Annotated in this window: 15 protein-coding genes; 14 read left to right on the forward strand and 1 reads right to left on the reverse strand. The window is 59.1% G+C overall.

The window, feature by feature from the left end; genetic code table 11:
* Positions 1–7 precede the first annotated feature (7 nt).
* The 12 genes from atpA to nudK all read left to right on the forward strand — a co-directional run bounded on the left by atpA (position 8) and on the right by nudK (position 14,529).
* The gene (gene atpA, locus BW979_RS03450) at positions 8–1,552 is read left to right on the forward strand and encodes a F0F1 ATP synthase subunit alpha (RefSeq protein WP_025216279.1); all 1,545 of its coding nucleotides are present in this window, start codon (positions 8–10) and stop codon (positions 1,550–1,552) included.
* A 50-nt stretch (positions 1,553–1,602) separates the two neighbouring features.
* Positions 1,603–2,463: a F0F1 ATP synthase subunit gamma gene (gene atpG / locus BW979_RS03455; RefSeq protein ID WP_003207090.1), complete on the forward strand. Its 861-nt coding sequence runs from the start codon at positions 1,603–1,605 to the stop codon at positions 2,461–2,463.
* A gap of 27 nt (positions 2,464–2,490) precedes the next feature.
* Positions 2,491–3,867, forward strand: coding sequence for a F0F1 ATP synthase subunit beta (atpD, locus tag BW979_RS03460; protein ID WP_047230095.1), 1,377 nt, complete (start codon positions 2,491–2,493; stop codon positions 3,865–3,867).
* Positions 3,868–3,912: 45 nt separating this feature from the next.
* A complete protein-coding gene (locus BW979_RS03465; protein ID WP_047230094.1) occupies positions 3,913–4,338 on the forward strand; it encodes a F0F1 ATP synthase subunit epsilon in 426 nt (141 codons plus the stop codon).
* A gap of 115 nt (positions 4,339–4,453) precedes the next feature.
* On the forward strand, positions 4,454–5,821 hold the full coding sequence (gene glmU, locus BW979_RS03470; RefSeq protein ID WP_076383162.1) for a bifunctional UDP-N-acetylglucosamine diphosphorylase/glucosamine-1-phosphate N-acetyltransferase GlmU: 1,368 nt from the start codon (positions 4,454–4,456) through the stop codon (positions 5,819–5,821).
* Positions 5,822–6,044: 223 nt separating this feature from the next.
* The gene (locus BW979_RS03475; protein ID WP_047230092.1) at positions 6,045–6,821 is read left to right on the forward strand and encodes a DeoR/GlpR family DNA-binding transcription regulator; all 777 of its coding nucleotides are present in this window, start codon (positions 6,045–6,047) and stop codon (positions 6,819–6,821) included.
* Between the two features lies 1 nt (position 6,822).
* Positions 6,823–8,655 carry a glutamine--fructose-6-phosphate transaminase (isomerizing) gene (gene glmS, locus BW979_RS03480; protein ID WP_076383163.1) on the forward strand — a complete coding sequence of 611 codons (1,833 nt, stop codon included), beginning with the start codon at positions 6,823–6,825 and terminating at the stop codon, positions 8,653–8,655.
* A gap of 571 nt (positions 8,656–9,226) precedes the next feature.
* Positions 9,227–10,198 carry a tripartite tricarboxylate transporter substrate binding protein gene (locus BW979_RS03490; RefSeq protein WP_076383165.1) on the forward strand — a complete coding sequence of 324 codons (972 nt, stop codon included), beginning with the start codon at positions 9,227–9,229 and terminating at the stop codon, positions 10,196–10,198.
* A gap of 80 nt (positions 10,199–10,278) precedes the next feature.
* Positions 10,279–10,761: a tripartite tricarboxylate transporter TctB family protein gene (locus tag BW979_RS03495; RefSeq protein WP_076383166.1), complete on the forward strand. Its 483-nt coding sequence runs from the start codon at positions 10,279–10,281 to the stop codon at positions 10,759–10,761.
* A gap of 9 nt (positions 10,762–10,770) precedes the next feature.
* The gene (locus tag BW979_RS03500; protein WP_076383167.1) at positions 10,771–12,291 is read left to right on the forward strand and encodes a tripartite tricarboxylate transporter permease; all 1,521 of its coding nucleotides are present in this window, start codon (positions 10,771–10,773) and stop codon (positions 12,289–12,291) included.
* Positions 12,292–12,412: 121 nt separating this feature from the next.
* On the forward strand, positions 12,413–13,840 hold the full coding sequence (locus BW979_RS03505; RefSeq protein WP_076386513.1) for an FAD-binding oxidoreductase: 1,428 nt from the start codon (positions 12,413–12,415) through the stop codon (positions 13,838–13,840).
* A gap of 95 nt (positions 13,841–13,935) precedes the next feature.
* The gene (gene nudK, locus BW979_RS03510; RefSeq protein ID WP_076383168.1) at positions 13,936–14,529 is read left to right on the forward strand and encodes a GDP-mannose pyrophosphatase NudK; all 594 of its coding nucleotides are present in this window, start codon (positions 13,936–13,938) and stop codon (positions 14,527–14,529) included.
* Between the two features lie 71 nt (positions 14,530–14,600).
* On the opposite strand, the gene BW979_RS03515 is transcribed toward nudK, so the two are convergent.
* Positions 14,601–16,814: an LTA synthase family protein gene (locus tag BW979_RS03515; protein WP_172833781.1), complete on the reverse strand. Its 2,214-nt coding sequence runs from the start codon at positions 16,812–16,814 to the stop codon at positions 14,601–14,603.
* A gap of 280 nt (positions 16,815–17,094) precedes the next feature.
* On the opposite strand from BW979_RS03515, the gene BW979_RS03520 reads away from it, so the two are divergent.
* Both BW979_RS03520 and BW979_RS03525 read left to right on the forward strand, forming a co-directional pair.
* Positions 17,095–17,997: a LysR family transcriptional regulator gene (locus BW979_RS03520; protein ID WP_076383170.1), complete on the forward strand. Its 903-nt coding sequence runs from the start codon at positions 17,095–17,097 to the stop codon at positions 17,995–17,997.
* A 125-nt stretch (positions 17,998–18,122) separates the two neighbouring features.
* Positions 18,123–18,749 carry a glutathione S-transferase family protein gene (locus BW979_RS03525; protein ID WP_076383171.1) on the forward strand — a complete coding sequence of 209 codons (627 nt, stop codon included), beginning with the start codon at positions 18,123–18,125 and terminating at the stop codon, positions 18,747–18,749.
* Positions 18,750–18,766 lie beyond the last annotated feature (17 nt).

Below are 18,766 nucleotides of genomic sequence, written 5' to 3' on the forward strand. Positions count from 1 at the left end.
CAGAGCAATGCAGCAACTCAATCCTTCCGAAATAAGTGAAATTATCAAGGGCCGCATCGACAAGCTCGATGTGACCTCCCAAGCCCGTAACGAAGGCACTGTCGTCAGCGTATCTGACGGCATCGTGCGGATTCACGGTCTGGCCGACGTCATGTACGGCGAGATGATCGAGTTTCCGGGCGGCGTCTACGGTATGGCCCTCAACCTGGAGCAAGACTCTGTAGGTGCCGTGGTATTGGGCGCGTACACGTCTCTGGCTGAAGGCATGAGCGCCAAGTGCACCGGCCGCATCCTCGAAGTTCCGGTTGGTAAGGAACTGCTGGGTCGCGTAGTCGACGCACTGGGTAACCCAGTTGACGGCAAAGGTCCGCTGAACAACACCGAGACCGATGCGGTCGAGAAAGTTGCTCCAGGCGTGATCTGGCGTAAGTCGGTAGACCAGCCTGTACAGACTGGCTACAAGGCTGTCGATGCCATGATCCCTGTCGGCCGTGGCCAGCGTGAGCTGATCATCGGTGACCGTCAGATCGGTAAAACCGCTCTGGCGATCGACGCGATCATCAACCAGAAGAACAGCGGCATTTTCTGCGTCTACGTGGCAATTGGTCAGAAGCAATCGACCATCGCCAACGTGGTTCGCAAGCTGGAAGAAAACGGCGCCCTGGCCAACACGATCATCGTGGCTGCCAGTGCTTCGGAATCTCCTGCGCTGCAGTTCCTGGCACCGTACTCCGGTTGCACCATGGGCGAATACTTCCGCGACCGCGGTGAAGACGCGCTGATCGTTTATGACGATCTGTCCAAGCAGGCAGTGGCTTACCGCCAGATCTCCCTGCTGCTGCGCCGTCCACCAGGCCGTGAAGCTTACCCAGGCGACGTGTTCTATCTCCACTCCCGTCTGCTGGAGCGCGCATCCCGCGTTTCGGAAGAGTACGTAGAGAAGTTCACCAACGGCGCAGTGACCGGCAAAACCGGTTCCCTGACCGCACTGCCGATCATCGAAACCCAGGCTGGCGACGTTTCCGCGTTCGTTCCGACCAACGTGATTTCCATCACCGACGGTCAGATCTTCCTGGAATCGGCCATGTTCAACTCCGGGATCCGTCCTGCTGTGAACGCCGGTGTTTCGGTATCCCGTGTGGGTGGTGCCGCTCAGACCAAGATCATCAAGAAGCTCTCCGGTGGTATCCGTACCGCTCTGGCTCAGTACCGTGAACTGGCGGCATTCGCCCAATTCGCGTCTGACCTGGACGAAGCGACCCGTAAGCAACTTGAGCATGGTCAGCGCGTTACCGAGCTGATGAAGCAGAAGCAATACGCTCCGATGTCGATCGCTGACATGGCGTTGTCGCTGTATGCCGCTGAACGTGGGTTCCTGACTGACGTCGAAATCGCCAAGGTCGGCAGCTTTGAACAAGCGCTGATTGCTTACTTCAACCGCGATCACGCCGATTTGATGGCGAAGATCAACGTGAAGGGTGACTTCAATGACGAAATCGACGCTGGCATGAAAGCCGGTATCGAGAAGTTCAAGGCCACCCAAACCTGGTAAGCCGCAGCGGGAGTCGCAAGGCTCCCGCTTGCTAACCTGATAGGTGTTACATGGCAGGCGCAAAAGAGATTCGCAGTAAGATTGCGAGCATCAAAAGCACGCAAAAGATTACCAGCGCCATGGAAAAAGTGGCGGTCAGCAAAATGCGCAAGGCACAAATGCGCATGGCTGCTAGCCGTCCCTACGCGGAGCGCATCCGCCAGGTAATTGGTCATCTGGCCAACGCCAACCCGGAATATCGCCACCCGTTCATGATCGACCGCGCCATCAAGCGCGTCGGTTACGTTGTGGTGAGTAGTGACCGTGGTCTGTGCGGTGGCTTGAACACCAACCTGTTCAAGGCCCTGGTCAAGGACATGGCTGTAAACCGTGAACAAGGCGTCGAGATCGATCTGTGCGTGATTGGTAGCAAAGGTGCGGCTTTTTTCCGCAACTTCGGCGGTAACGTCGTCGCTGCTATCAGCCACCTGGGTGAAGAGCCGTCGATCAATGATCTGATCGGCAGCGTCAAGGTGATGCTGGATGCTTACCTGGAAGGCCGTATTGACCGCCTGTCCGTGGTATCCAACAAATTCATCAACACCATGACGCAACAGCCTACCGTGGAGCAGTTGATTCCACTGGTGGCGACCCCGGAACAGGAACTCAAGCACCACTGGGACTACCTCTACGAACCGGATGCCAAAGAGCTGCTTGACGGCTTGATGGTCCGCTACGTGGAATCGCAGGTTTACCAGGCGGTGGTCGAGAACAACGCAGCTGAACAAGCGGCGCGGATGATCGCGATGAAGAACGCTACCGACAACGCCGGTGATCTGATCAGTGATTTGCAACTGATCTACAACAAGGCGCGTCAGGCTGCGATCACCCAAGAGATCTCGGAAATCGTCGGCGGCGCTGCCGCGGTTTAACGGTTCAAATATTCAGAGGATCCAGCTATGAGTAGCGGACGTATCGTTCAAATCATCGGCGCCGTTATCGACGTGGAATTTCCACGCGACAGCGTACCGAGCATCTACAACGCGCTGAAAGTACAAGGCGCGGAAACCACTCTGGAAGTTCAGCAGCAGCTGGGCGACGGCGTGGTACGTACCATTGCGATGGGCTCCACCGAAGGCTTGAAGCGCGGTCTGGATGTTGTCGACTCTGGCGCAGCCATCTCCGTACCGGTCGGTAAAGCGACCCTGGGCCGGATCATGGACGTACTGGGCAACCCGATCGACGAAGCAGGTCCGATCGCCACCGAAGAGCGCTGGGGCATTCACCGTCCTGCGCCATCCTTCGCTGAACAGGCAGGCGGCAACGACCTGCTGGAAACCGGCATCAAGGTTATCGACCTGGTTTGCCCGTTCGCCAAGGGCGGTAAAGTCGGTCTGTTCGGTGGTGCCGGTGTGGGCAAGACCGTAAACATGATGGAACTGATCCGTAACATCGCCATCGAGCACAGCGGTTATTCCGTGTTCGCCGGTGTGGGTGAGCGTACTCGTGAGGGTAACGACTTCTACCACGAGATGAAGGACTCCAACGTTCTGGACAAAGTGGCACTGGTTTACGGTCAGATGAACGAGCCGCCGGGAAACCGTCTGCGCGTAGCCCTGACTGGCCTGACCATGGCCGAGAAGTTCCGTGACGAAGGTAACGACGTACTGTTGTTCGTCGACAACATCTACCGTTACACCCTGGCCGGTACTGAAGTATCCGCACTGCTGGGCCGTATGCCTTCGGCAGTAGGTTACCAGCCGACCCTGGCTGAAGAGATGGGCGTGCTGCAAGAGCGCATCACTTCGACCAAGGAAGGTTCGATCACCTCGATCCAGGCGGTATACGTACCGGCGGACGACTTGACCGACCCGTCGCCAGCGACCACCTTCGCCCACTTGGACGCCACCGTCGTTCTGTCCCGTGACATCGCTTCCCTGGGTATCTACCCAGCGGTAGACCCACTGGACTCGACTTCGCGTCAGCTGGACCCGAACGTGATCGGCCAGGAGCACTACGACACCGCTCGCGGCGTTCAGTACGTGCTGCAGCGTTACAAAGAGCTGAAGGACATCATTGCGATCCTGGGTATGGACGAGCTGTCGGAAACCGACAAGCAGTTGGTATCCCGCGCTCGTAAGATCCAGCGCTTCTTGTCGCAGCCGTTCTTCGTGGCTGAAGTCTTCACCGGTGCCTCGGGTAAATACGTTTCCCTGAAAGACACCATTGCTGGCTTCAAAGGCATCCTCAACGGTGACTACGACCACCTGCCAGAACAAGCGTTCTACATGGTCGGCGGCATCGAAGAAGCGATCGAGAAAGCCAAGAAACTGTAATCCCGGCGCCCGGCAACGGGCGCTAATTTAGGTTGAGGCAATCAGATGGCTATGACAGTCCATTGCGATATCGTCAGTGCGGAAGGGGAAATTTTCTCCGGTCTGGTCGAGATGGTGGTTGCGCATGGTGAGCTGGGCGATCTTGGTATCGCTCTGGGTCACGCACCGCTGATCACTAATCTGAAACCAGGTCCGATCCGCTTGATCAAGCAGGGCGGGGAATCCGAGGTGTATTACATCTCCGGTGGTTTCCTCGAGGTTCAGCCGAACATGGTCAAGGTCCTTGCCGACACCGTGCAACGTGCTGCCGACCTGGACGAAGCCTCCGCTCAGGAAGCCGTCAAGGCTGCTGAGAAGGCCTTGCATGAGCGCGGCGCCGAGTTCGATTACGGCTCTGCTGCTGCACGTCTGGCCGAGGCCGCAGCTCAGCTGCGCACCGTCCAGCAGATCCGCAAGAAGTTCGGCGGTTAAGCCGTCTGCTTTCTGTGCGATTGATTAAAAAGGGTAGCCTCGGCTACCCTTTTTTCTTTTTCCGACACTCATCATCTGGTCGCAGCCGCTGACCACCCAGGATTGGTAGCCAGTCATGTCTCTCGAAATCGTTATCCTCGCGGCGGGTCAAGGCACTCGCATGCGTTCGGCGCTGCCCAAGGTATTGCACCCGGTGGCCGGCAATTCCATGCTCGGTCATGTTATCCACAGCGCCCGGCAACTTGATCCACAGCGCATTCACGTGGTGATCGGCCACGGGGCGGATGCTGTGCGTGAGCGTTTGGCGGCGGATGACCTTAATTTTGTCCTGCAGGATAAACAACTGGGGACCGGCCACGCGGTGGCCCAGGCGGTGCCATTTATTACTGCCGATACGGTACTGATTCTCTACGGCGACGTGCCGCTGATCGAAGTCGATACCTTGCAGCGCCTGCTCAAGCATGCTGCTCCACAGCAATTGGGCCTGCTGACCGTCGAGCTGGATGACCCCACTGGTTACGGCCGCATTGTGCGCAACGCCGACGGCCAGGTGACAGCGATTGTCGAGCAAAAGGACGCCAACGAAGCCCAGCGCGCGATCACCGAAGGCAACACCGGCATTCTTGCCGTACCGGCTGAACGCCTGGGCGACTGGATGAGTCGTTTGTCGAATAACAATGCCCAGGGCGAGTACTACCTGACCGATGTGATTGCCATGGCTGTCAACGACGGGCTGGTGGTCGCCACTGAGCAGCCGCTGGATGCCATGGAAGTGCAGGGCGCCAACGATCGCCGGCAACTGGCCGAACTGGAGCGTCACTATCAATTGCGCGCCGCCCGCCGTCTGATGGCTCAGGGCGTGACCCTGCGCGACCCGGCCCGTTTCGATGTGCGCGGTGAAGTCAGCGTCGGCCGCGATGTGGTCATCGACATCAACGTTATCCTTGAAGGCAAGGTCATCATCGAAGACGACGTGGTCATCGGCCCGAACTGTGTGATCAAGGACAGTACCCTGCGAAAAGGCGTGGTGATCAAAGCCAACAGTCACCTCGATGGCGCCGTCATGGGCGAAGGCAGCGACGCGGGCCCATTTGCTCGCCTGCGTCCGGGTACTGTGCTGGAAGCCCGCGCCCATGTGGGTAACTTCGTCGAGCTCAAGAATGCCCACATGGGCGAAGGCGCCAAGGCCGGTCACCTGACCTATCTGGGTGACGCTGAAATCGGCGCACGCACGAACATTGGTGCCGGTACCATCACCTGTAATTACGACGGCGCCAATAAGTATCAGACGACTATTGGTGAGGACGTGTTCATTGGCTCCAATAATTCGCTGGTTGCACCGGTGACCATCGGTGATGGATCAAACACCGCAGCAGGTTCAACCATCAATCAGGATGTGGATAAGTCTCAACTCGCTGTGGCCCGTGCGCGGCAGCGCAACATCGATGGCTGGAAGCGCCCAGTCAAAATCCAGAAAACCTGAGTTATCCACAACTCCGGTCGCCGCCATCGCGAGCAGGCTCGCTCCCACACTGAATTCTCGGCTGACACGGGCCCCGTGGACGCTGCAATCAATGTGGGAGCGAGCCTGTTCGCGATGGCGTTCATGTTCACCCAGTTTCTGAATTTTTCTGCTCTTGTCTTGACGACATGCTTCCAATAGGTTTTGATTACTTACGTTATCTTTCGAATCGAAACTTATCCTTATGTCCAAGCGCAACACACCACAGCGCCGCCACAACATCCTAGCCTTGCTTCAAGAGCAGGGCGAAGTCAGTGTTGATGAGTTGGCCAAGCGCTTCGAAACCTCGGAAGTTACGATTCGCAAGGATCTCGCCGCGTTGGAAACCAATGGTTTGCTGCTGCGTCGTTACGGTGGTGCGGTCCCCATGCCGCAGGAACTGGTCGCCGATAACGGGCAAGCCGTCTCCAAATACAAACAAGCCATTGCCCGGGCCGCGGTGAAGCGGGTCCGCGAACATGCGCGGATTATCATCGACAGCGGCAGCACCACCGCGGCAATGATTCCTCAGCTCGGACTGCAGCCGGGGTTGGTGGTGATGACCAATTCCCTGCATGTCGCCAGTGCCCTGAGCGAGCTGGAGCATGAACCGGTGCTGTTGATGACCGGCGGCACCTGGGATCCTCATTCCGAGTCGTTCCAGGGCCAAGTCGCGGAGCAGGTCCTGCGCTCCTACGATTTCGACCAGTTGTTTATCGGCGCCGACGGCATCGATCTGGTCCGAGGCACCACCACTTTTAACGAACTGCTGGGCCTGAGCCGTGTAATGGCTGAGGTAGCCCGCGAAGTGATCGTGATGGTGGAGGCCGACAAGATCGGCCGAAAAATCCCCAACCTGGAACTGCCGTGGAGCAGCGTCCATACCCTTATTACCGATGATCGCCTGCCCGTGGAGGCCCGCGATCAGATTCAGGCCCGTGGGATCAATGTGATCTGCGCGTCTGTCAGCCAGGAGAAATAGCATGTGTGGAATTGTCGGCGCCGTTGCTGAACGCAACATCACTGCAATCTTGCTCGAAGGCCTCAAGCGCCTCGAATACCGTGGTTATGACAGCGCCGGTGTGGCGGTGTTTACCAACGACGAGAAGCTTGAGCGCATGCGACGCCCAGGTAAGGTCAGTGAGCTGGAGCAAGCGTTGGACGCCGAGCCGCTGGTGGGGCGCCTGGGCATCGCGCACACCCGCTGGGCCACTCACGGCGCGCCGTGCGAGCGTAACGCCCACCCGCATTTCTCCGACCACCTGGCGGTTGTGCACAACGGCATTATCGAGAATCACGAAGCGCTGCGTGAGCAACTCAAGGCACTCGGCTATGTGTTCACCTCCGACACTGACACCGAAGTCATTGCCCACCTGCTCAATCACAAGCTCAAGGAACTGATGGACTTGACTGCGGCGCTCAAGGCCACCGTCAAGGAATTGCATGGCGCCTATGGCTTGGCGGTGATCAGTGCCGAGCAGCCGGATCGACTGGTTGCTGCCCGCAGCGGCAGCCCGTTGGTGATCGGTCTGGGCCTTGGGGAAAACTTCCTGGCTTCCGATCAGCTGGCGCTGCGTCAGGTCACTGACCGCTTCATGTACCTGGAAGAGGGCGATATCGCCGAAATTCGCCGCGACAGCGTGCAGATCTGGGACATCGACGGCAAAGCCGTGGAGCGCGAGACCGTTCAATACCGTGACGGCGCCGAAGCCGCCGACAAGGGCGAGTTCCGGCACTTCATGCTCAAGGAGATCCACGAACAACCGGCCGTGGTGCAACGCACCCTGGAAGGCCGCATGAGCCAGAGTCAGGTGCTGGTCCAGGCGTTCGGGCCACAGGCCGCCGAGCTGTTCGCCAAGGTTCGCAACGTGCAGATCGTTGCCTGTGGCACCAGCTACCACGCCGGTATGGTTGCTCGTTACTGGTTGGAAGAGTTGGCCGGTATTCCGTGCCAGGTCGAAGTCGCCAGCGAATTCCGTTACCGCAAAGTGGTGGTGCAACCCGACACCCTGTTCGTCACCATTTCCCAGTCCGGTGAAACCGCCGACACCTTGGCCGCCCTGCGTAACGCCAAGGAGATGGGTTTCCTTGCCAGCCTGGCGATTTGCAACGTGGGCATCAGCTCGTTGGTGCGCGAATCCGACCTGACCCTGCTGACCCAAGCTGGCCGTGAAATCGGTGTGGCGTCGACCAAGGCGTTCACCACGCAGCTGGTGGGCCTGCTGTTGCTGACCCTGTCCTTGGGACAGGTGCGCGGGACCTTGGGCGAGGGTGTTGAGGCAACATTGGTGGAAGAGCTGCGCCGCCTGCCGACCCGTCTGGGCGAAGCCCTGGCGATGGACAGCACCGTGGAAAAAATCGCCGAGTTGTTCGCCGAGAAGAACCACACCCTGTTCCTGGGGCGTGGCGCGCAATTCCCGGTGGCGATGGAAGGCGCCCTGAAGCTCAAGGAAATTTCCTATATCCACGCTGAAGCCTATCCGGCCGGTGAACTCAAGCACGGCCCGCTGGCCCTGGTGGATAACGATATGCCCGTGGTCACCGTGGCGCCGAACAACGAGCTGCTGGAAAAGCTCAAGTCCAACCTGCAGGAAGTGCGCGCCCGTGGCGGCCAGCTGATTGTCTTTGCCGACGAGAAGGCCGGCATGACCAATGGTGAAGGTACTCACGTGGTGCACATGCCGCACATCCACGACATCCTGTCGCCGATCCTCTACACGATCCCGCTGCAGTTGTTGTCGTACTATGTCGCGGTACTCAAGGGCACTGACGTCGACCAGCCACGAAACCTGGCCAAGTCTGTGACAGTGGAGTAAGCCCTGGCAGCCGGGGTCGCGGAGGTGGTTTCGTCTCCTCTGCACCCTGGCGTCACCGGTTGCTGCCCTCCACCCCCCGGCTCCTGAGCGGCACCGCTGATCGCCGCTCGTCTGATCGTCACCCCCGCATTGCTCCTCATGAGCGTAAACATGAGGCCACGTCTTCCCGCTCGCACCGATTCAACAAATATCCGCGTTGACAAAAATTATTTTAGGTGACGATAATCGGCCAAGTCGTACGACAACGTATGACATAAAATAATAAAATCGACGCAGGCCCTGCTATGCCATTCGCTCCGACGGCTCATCAGCATCGCTCTCTGCCCTTTCTGCATAACCGTAGAAGGGCGCATCTCTTCTCGCTTATGCATCCCAGCCAAGCGGGCCATGGCTTTCCAGACAGCCATACTTGTTCGACTCAACCAAATTCCTTGCATCGTTCGCTTCCTGCTGCGCCCCAGTACGGCATTGCCACTGCGCGCGGGTTGGCAATACACCCGATTCATCCTCGCGACACCCATACCCAACTCCCTACCAACACCTTCTACGGCAGCATCTCTGGAGAACAATAATGAGAAAAACACTATGCGCCTCTCTCGTCGCTTCCTTCTTGAGCCTCACCGCCGGAGCGGCCGTTGCCGCTGATGCGAGCGACTGGCCGACACGTCCGGTGCAGGTGGTGGTCATTGCCAACGCCGGCGGCGATACCGACTTCAACGCACGGATGATGGCCAAGTACTTCACCAAGCTGACCGGCAAGTCCATGGTCGTCACCAACATGGCCGGCGGGGGCGGCACCATCGCTGCCGACGCGGTCAAGAGCGCGGCGCCAGATGGCAACACCATTCTGTTCACCCACACCGGTCAGATGATCGTTAACGAAGTGGCAGGGTTGTCCGAAGATCGCTTCGATGCATTCGATGTCTCCTGCATCGCGGGCGTCGATAAAGGCGCTGTGTTCGTCTCTGCCAAAAGCTCGGGCATCGACACCCTCGATCAGTTGATTTCACAGGCCAAGGCCAAGCCAGGCACCATCACCTATGGCACCGAGATGGGTAACTTCTCGCACCTGCAAGGCTTGATGTTCGAGAAGCTCGCCGGCGTCAAACTGAAGATGGTCGACAGCGGCACCGTTTCGGAAAAAGTGGTGGCCTTGCTGGGCAAGCGCATTGACCTGGGTGCTATCAGCTATGGTTCGGTTCAGGATTACATTGCCAGCGGCAAGATGACCGCTCTGGGGCAGCCTAACGCAGAGCGCAACCCGCTGCTGGGTGACGTCAAGACGTTCAAGGAGCAAGGCGTGGACCTGGTCCTGGACAAGCCTTACATCGTCGCTTTCCCGAAAGGCACAGACCCGGCCATCGTCAAGAAAATGGCTGACACCATGAAGAAAATCACCGAAGAACCTGAATACGCTGAAGAGCTCAAGAAGTCCTTCAAGCAGCCTGTCAGCTTCCAGGGCACCGAAGAAGCCATTGCTACGCTGACCAAGACCCGTGACGACTTCATGCAGTTCAAGGACGAAATGCGTAAAGCCAAGTAAATCCTGGGAAACAGGATGGGGCGCTTACCGTATTGGCCAGCGCCCCTTTGCTCGGCCCTTCAAGTGAAAGAGGATCCTGTATGGATACCTACAAAAGAAATGAATTGTTCGCCGGCCTGGCGATGCTCGGTGCTGGTGTGGCGTACATGTTGTTGACCGCGAATCTGCCGCGTCGCGGTTTTGTCGACGCCGCTTTTGTGCCCTGGATTCTTTCCGGCGCGCTGTGCCTGTTGGGCGTGTTGCAGTTGCTGGCCTGGAGAAAACTGCCTCAGCAACGTGCCGAGCCTGTCGAGCCGGGCGAAGCCGCTGAATCGATCGATTACCCGACGGTTATCAAATCCATCGCCCTGGTGACGCTCTTCACCGCGCTGCTGGAAGTTGTCGGTTTCGTGATCATGACCACGCTTTACCTCTACGCCCAATTCATCGTGTTGACCCCCGCGGATCAGAAGGTCAAGCACGGGCTTTATGCCGTGATCGCGGTCGTTTCAGCAGCGTTGATTTTTGTGATCTTCCGTGAGGGCTTCGATTTGATGCTGCCCACCGGTCTATTGGATTTCTAGGGGACGGTGATGATTGAGCTCCTGCAACAAGGCTTCGGTGCCGTATTCTCGCCCTACGTATTTGTCCTGATCACCCTCGGCGTTGCAGTGGGGATCGTCTTTGGTGCGGTGCCCGGCCTTTCGGCCACCATGGCCATCGCCCTGTGCTTGCCGCTGACCTATTCGATGGGCCCGGCCACGGGTCTGTCACTGCTGGTTGCTCTGTTTGTCGGCGCCACCTCGGGGGGGCTGATTTCAGCGATATTGCTCAACATACCGGGTACGCCGGCCTCCATCGCCACGACGTTCGATGGTTCGCCGATGATGAAAAAGGGCCAGGGCGTCAAAGCCCTGGGCATTGGCGTGGTGTTCTCGTTCCTGGGCACGATTTTCAGCATTGCGGCGTTGATGTTTATCGCCCCGATCCTGGCGGACGTGGCCTTGAGTTTCGGTCCCCATGAATATTTCTCCATTGCCGTTTTTTCGCTGACCCTGATTGCCACACTGTCCACCGGTTCGCTGGTCAAAGGGCTGTTCGCCGGCGCCTTGGGCTTTGCCTTTTCAACCGTCGGGATCGCCCCGGTCGACGCCATTCGGCGTTTCACGTTCGACCTGCCGAGTCTTAACGGTGGCTTCGCCATGCTTACCGTCATGATCGGCATGTTTGCGGTCTCCGAAGTGCTGAAATTCGCCGAGAGCGCCCGCTCAAGCCACCGTGCCAAGCCACAGAACATCAGCATGAAAGGCGTGAAAGGGTTTGGTTTTTCCATAAAGGAGTTCATCAGCCAATTGCCGAACGCGACCCGCTCGGCGTTCATCGGCCTGGGCATCGGGATCCTGCCGGGCATCGGCGCTGGTACCTCGAACATTGTTTCCTACATCGCGGCAAAAAAGCGCTCAAAGCACCCGGAAGAATTCGGTAAAGGCTCCATCGAGGGCGTGGTTGCCAGTGAAACCGCGAACAACGCCGGTATTGGCGGTGCGATGATCCCGCTTCTGACCCTGGGTATTCCCGGAGACACCACCACGGCGGTGATGCTTGGCGGCTTCATGATTCACGGCATCCAGCCTGGCCCGCTGTTGTTCATCAGTCAGGGATCGCTGGTCTACACCATCTTTGCCGCGCTGATTCTGGCTTCGTTGCTGATGTTGGTGCTGGAGTTCTACGGACTGCGCATCTTCATCAAGTTGCTGGCGGTGCCCAAGCACATTCTGTTGCCGATCATCCTGGTGCTCTGCGTAGTCGGTGCGTTCGGCCTCAACAGCCGCATCTTCGACGTCTGGGCGGTGCTGCTGTTCGGCCTGATGGGCTATGGCTTCGTCAAAGGTGGACTGCCGATTGCGCCGTTCATCATTGGCTTCATCCTCGGCCCTATGGCTGAAACCAACCTGCGGCGCGGTCTGATGCTCTCGGATGGCAACTTCAGTGGTTTCCTCACCACGCCGATCTCGGCGGTCTTCCTGGCCCTCGCAGCGGCGTCTGTCTCCTGGCACCTGGTGACGGTGATCCGTCACAAGAAAAGTGCCGCCATTGAGCTGATGCGCAGCTAGTTCATCTCAATCGGTCGCTTCCACTGCTGCAACGCACGATGTGCGCTGCAGCAGCCGAATTCAAACGCCGGAGACAGTCATGCAAAACCTCAATTCTCTCTCTTCGGCCGATCTCGACCCGATGGCCTGGGAGACGTTGATCCAAAGCGTCGAGCAAGTGGTCGGCGCGGCGGGGCTGGTGCGTGATCCTGAACTTATGCACAGCTACCTGACTGACTGGCGTAACGCTTACCAAGGCCGGGCCGCACTGGTGGTGCGCCCGGCCACAACCGAAGAAGTGGCGGCGGTGGTGCGGCTTTGCCATGACGCCGGGGTTGCCTTGGTGCCGCAGGGCGGCAATACCGGATTGTGCGGCGGCTCGATCCCGGATTCGTCTGGTCGTCAGGTGGTGCTGTCCTTGACTCGGATGAAGCGCATCCGCGAAATCGACCTGGCCAATGAAACCATAACGGTCGAGGCCGGGGTGATTCTGCGGCAGTTGCAAGAAGCCGCTAGCCAGGCCGGTCGCTTGTTCCCGCTGTCACTGGGGGCCGAAGGCAGTTGCACGGTGGGCGGCAATCTGGCCACCAATGCCGGCGGCACGGCCGTGCTGCGTTACGGCAACATGCGCGAGCTGACCCTTGGGCTTGAGGTGGTATTGCCGGATGGACGTGTCTGGCACGGCTTGCGAGGTTTGCGCAAAGACAACACCGGCTACGACCTCAAGCATCTATTCATTGGCTCGGAAGGTACGCTTGGGATTATCACGGCGGCGGTACTCAAGTTGTTTCCGGCCACCCATAGCACGGCCACCGCTTGGGTCGCACTGCCCACGCCGCAGGCCGCGGTGGACTTGATCGGGCATGTTCGCAGCCTCTGCGCCGACCGTCTGACGGGCTTTGAGATGATGTCGCGCCAGAGCCTGGAGTTCGTCCTGGATCATGTGGCCGGTTGCAGTGACCCCTTGCAAGGGCCGCACCCGTGGTACGCCCTGATCGAATTGCGCGACACGGTGCCCGACGCACCTTTGGACCTGTTGCTGGAAAGCGGCCTGGGCCATGCATTTGAGACCGGGTGGGTGATCGATGCCGTGATCGCCAGCAACCAGACTCAGGCTGCGGCATTGTGGGCTCTGCGCGAAGGTATTTCCGAGGCGCAGAATCATGAAGGTCCAAGCCTCAAGCATGACATCAGCGTGCCCGTCAGCCAGATTCCGGCGTTCATCGAGCGTACCGATAGCGCCTTGCAACAGGCGTTTCCCGGCGTTCGCATTGTTTCCTACGGTCACATGGGTGATGGCAACCTGCACTACAACATCAGCAAGCCGCTGGGGCATGCCGATGCCCCGTTCAAGGCCCAGGAACAAGCGATCATGCAGGTCATCTACCAGATGACGAGCGCTTTCAATGGCAGCATCAGTGCCGAACATGGTCTGGGGCAAGCCAAGCCGGACGCGGCGGCCCATTTCAAGGATCCGCTGGAGATCGAGTTGATGCGTGCCATCAAGCACACGCTGGATCCGACCGGGTTGATGAACCCCGGCAAGGTGTTTGCCACCGGGCTGGAGTGATCGATCCTGCCTCTGCTAGCCTGCCTCAACCATGGCAGGCCGTCGGCCTTTAGGGCCACTCTGCCGCTTTCAGACACTGGATATGGAACGGCTGAATGACACAGGCAAACACCAAAGATCGCGTGCGCATCAAGAAAGTCGAAGTGCTCTCGGACAACTGGTACGTGCTGCGCAAAACCACCTACGACTACCTCGGCCGCGATGGCCAGTGGCGCGAACTGGCCCGCGAGACCTACGATCGGGGCAACGGCGCGACCATCCTGTTGTACAGCAAGGCCAAGCAAACCGTGGTGCTGACCCGGCAGTTCCGCTTCCCGGCCTTCGTCAATGACCACGATGGTCTGTTGATCGAAACCTGTGCCGGCCTGCTGGATAACGACGACCCGCACACCTGCATCCGCAAGGAAACCCAAGAGGAAACCGGCTATATCGTCCAGGATGTACGCAAGGTGTTCGAGGCATTCATGAGCCCAGGGTCGGTGACAGAACGCCTGCATTTTTTTGTCGGCGAATACTTCGACGAAGATAAACAGCATGAGGGCGGCGGGCTGGAAGCCGAGGGCGAGGAGATCGAAGTGTTGGAGATGTCTCTCGACAAGGCGCTGGGCATGATCGAAACCGGGGATATCTGCGACGGCAAGACCATCATGCTGTTGCAGTACGCCAAGCTGCATGGGTTGCTGGATTAGCCTGCTTCATTGATCAATTCAGCCCAGGACGATGTAAGGCGCAGCGTAGGTCATTGGCTGCGCGATTTCATTCAACTGGACTGGGCGTCACTGTCTTCCTGGACGAGGTTCAGGTAATCCGAGGGTTCTGTCTGCTCCGGCAGTTCGGTCACGACACTGAAGTCACTGATTTCGATGGCGCCCACCCCGTGCCCCAGCAGATGGAAAGAGAAGGCCTTGCGGGGTTGCGGGTTATCGAAACGGATATTCATCACCAGCGGCTGTTCGGGCGTCACCGCCACTTCCGTCGGCAGGTCGATCGCTACATCCTGCTCGAACTCTTTGGCCTTGAGGGAAATATAGGCCGCATTGTCCGGACCCAGGGCGCGGATGGTCAGGCTGACGCGGGTCTGTGAGCCCTTGGGCATCTCCAGGTATTGGGCACCGATCAGGTTGTCGGTCCAGTCGTTGGTGATCTGGGCCGGAAGCGGGATTTGATCGGCGCTGCCAAACTGATAATGCTGGTTGAGCGGTGTATGGAGCAGGGTGCGGTCCAGGGCCGTGGCCCGTGCGCTGATCAACCTGGCCCGTTGACCGCTGTATTGCCCGCCGTAAGTGGCGCGCTCCGTGATGAAACCTTCGCTGGTGTAATAGCGGCAGCGCTGCAGGAAATCGCATTCGGTGAAAGTGCTCTTGCCATCGTGGTAGCGCAGCTTGCCGTTGGTGAACGACATGATTTCCCGGCCCGTTGCGTAGTCCCGGAACAACGAGCGACCGGACAATGACTTGGGCACTTTGAAACCGAAGTAATCGAGGACCGAGGCGCTCAGGTCCACATGACCGTAGACTCCCGACTTGACCTGGGGCAATGGCTCTGGTGCCAACGTCAGGTTGAAACCCCAGGATGACGCCAGGCGTACATCGTCGATGCCGTGGGATTCGTCCGAGGTGATGATCACCAGGGTGTCTTTCAGCACGCCTTGGCGTTCCAGCCCCGACATGAAGCTGTCCAGTGCGTCATCCAGGTAACCGACGGCCGCCTGCTTGGTGGTGTCGTAGCGTTGCAGGTAGTCATCCGGCGCTGAGTAGGGCTGGTGCGTGCCCACCGTCAGCAGCGTAAGCATCCAGGGCTTCTTTGCCTTTTGCAGTTGCCCGACGTAATCCAGCGCGCCCTCGAAGAATGTCTTGTCGTCCTTGCCCCAAGGGAATTCCAGATAGGCAGGTTTGGTGAACCAGTCCATGCCCAGGGTGGTGTCGAAGCCGATGTGCGGCATGATCCGGTCCTTGGCCATGAACCGCAGGCCCGCACCTTGCAGGAAGTGCGTGGAGAACCCGTTGCGGCGCAACTGGGCCGGCAGGCAGGCCTGGTTGCGCCGGCTCAGGTTCAACATCTCGACGCCTTTGGGCGTGCCGTCGTCGAATTTGTCGTAGTCGCCACACAGCATCGAATACAGACCACGAATGGTCTGATGGTTGTGCAGGACATAATCGGGTGTATTCATGCCTCGCTTGGCCCAGGCACTGAGGTGCGGCATCAGGTCCTCCTGATAGCTGCTTTTCAGGGCCTGACGGTTGACGCCCACGTAGGCGCCGGGAACGCCTTCCAGGGTGATGATCAGGACGTTGCGGGCCCGGCCCGGTGTAGGCAGGATTTTCTGGCCTTCAAGATCGAGCCGGGTAAGCCCCTCCATGGGCGGGGTTTGAACCACTGCATCATCTTCAAGCCATAGCTGGGTACGATCCTGCCCGGCGGCAACGGCCGCCGTGACGAGTTGGTGGGGAAGATTGAACAGGTTCCATTGGTCTGCCTCACTGGGTCGCCAGGTTTGCACCACACTGTGGCTCAGCAAAAGCACTACCGGCAGCGCCCAGGCGTGGCGCGGCAAGCGAGGCGCCATATACAACCGGCGGGGCCATTGGACGATCAGCCAGACCATCAACGCGGCCAGTTGCACCCCTGCCAGCCAGGGATGGGCGAAGCCGCCGCTGGTGGAGTTTTCGACGAATTGCGGGTCGGTCAGGTAATGCAGGTCCGATGGGGTGGGCATGCGCCCGACAGCGCTGACCAGTTCGATGCTGGCCAGCGTCAGCATGCTCCAGATCAGCAAAATGGGTAATGCCACCCACCAGGGACGACGGTAAAGCAGCACGATCAGCAACCCGCCCATGCCCAGGTCAGACAGATAGCCCAGCGGATCGGACCATCCCAGCGAGAGGCGCAGGCCCATGGGGATGATTAATACACATCCGGCCAGGGCGATGAGGGGGGCAAGGGGGGGCGTGAAGCCGCGGTAAAAAACATTCACAAAAAGGGGCCTTCCGATGGACGCCAGTCAGGCACGCATCTTGTGGACACGGGCTTGCGAGCAAGCCCGTGTCCACAAGACCTACGCCATGGTTCGAGTCATTAAGTTGTCATGAAAGTATGCTCGATGGTACCAAGCATAGTCGCAATTGACCGGGTCGATGTGCCGATGCCCTATCGCGTTGCGCTGTGGTTCGCTGGCGTAGCCCCCTACAATGGCGGTGCGGCGCTGATTTGAGGTGCGCAGCCAACTTGTATCAAGGTTTCTCATTGGGGGATGAATGGACAGGTTTCAGGAAATGCAGGTTTTTGTCGCCGTGGCCCAGGACTCCGGTTTCTCGGCGGCTGCGCGACGCCTGGGCCTGTCGGCGGCCAGCGTCACACGCGCCGTGGCGGCGTTGGAGCAGCGTATCGGTACGCCCTTGCTGGTGCGCACCACCCGCAACGTATACCTGAGCGAAGCGGGCCAGCGCTTTCTCGAGGACTGCCGCCGAATTCTGGCGGATTTGCAGGAAGCCGAGGATTCAGCGGTCGGCAGTCACGCCCAGCCCCGCGGGCAATTGACGATTACCGCCCCGGTGCTGTTTGGTCAGTTGTTTGTCACGCCGGTGCTGGTCGATTACCTGCAGCAATTCCCCGAGGTCGGCATCAATGCCTTATTGCTGGACCGTATCGTCAGCATGGTCGAGGAGGGCATCGACATTGCCATACGCATTGGCGAGTTGCCCGACAGCAGTCAGCACGCCGTGCGTGTGGGTGAAGTACGACGGGTGGTTTGCGGTTCCCCCGATCTCTTCGCTCGCCATGGCCGACCCGCACACCCGCAGGATCTGGAGCACATGCCGGTAGTCGCCTCATCGGCCACCGGTCAGATCAGAAACTGGACGTTCATCGACGCAGGGCAACCGCTCTCTGTGCGACCCGCGCCGAGACTGGTGGTCACGGCCAACCAGGCCGCAATCACGGCTGCCTGTCAGGGGTTGGGGTTGACTCGGGTCTTGTCTTATCAGGTGGCGGGCAACGTTGCCAACGGGGAACTGGAGATCGTTCTGGCTGACTTCGAACTGCCGCCCCTGCCGATCCATGTGGTGTACCAAGGTGGACGCAAAGCGCCGGCGCGAGTACGCAGTTTTGTTGACTTTACCGTCCGTGCATTGCGTGAGCACCCGGACTTGAAAGGCTGAGACATTGTTTCGCTGTTTGAAACAATGGATTGCATATTCGGGTGATTCTCTAGTCTTCAGTCGAAGCGGAAGATGACCCCATCGACGCCGTTCTGCTGATGGCGTCACTTGCAACGGAGTCGACCATGAATCCCATCAAGCTTTATCACTTTCCGCTTTCCGGCCACGCGCATCGCGTTCAGTTGATGCTTTCCTTGCTCGGGTTGCCCGTCGAGGTGGTTTTTGTTGACCTGGCCAAAGGCGAACAAAAACAGGCAGATTTCCTGGCCATTAATGCCTTTGGCCAAGTCCCGGTCATTGACGATGACGGTATGGTGCTGGCCGATTCCAACGCCATCCTGGTGTACCTGGCAAGCAAGTATGGCAAGGGCCACTGGCTGCCAACGGATCCGGTCGGCGTCGCCCGGGTGCAGCGCTGGTTGTCGGTGGCGGCCGGGCCGCTCCATGCGGGGCCGGCCGCGGCGCGATTGATTACGGTATTCGGCGCGCCTTACAACGCAGAGGAGGTGATCGCCCGTTCCCACAGCCTGCTCAAGGTCATTGATCAACACTTGAGCAGCAGCGCGTATCTGACAGGTGACGTTGCGACGATTGCCGATGTTGCCGGCTACAGCTACATCGCCCATGCCCCGGAGGGCAATGTGTCGCTGGAAGACTACCCCCACGTACGTGCATGGCTGGGGCGGATCGAGGCCTTGCCCGGGTTCGTCGGTATGCCGCGTACGGTTGCCGGGTTGCAACAGCACGTCTGAAATGCACTGAGCCGCCT

It is taken from the genome of Pseudomonas sp. A214 (genome assembly GCF_900156295.1).
GTDB lineage: Bacteria > Pseudomonadota > Gammaproteobacteria > Pseudomonadales > Pseudomonadaceae > Aquipseudomonas > Aquipseudomonas rhizophila.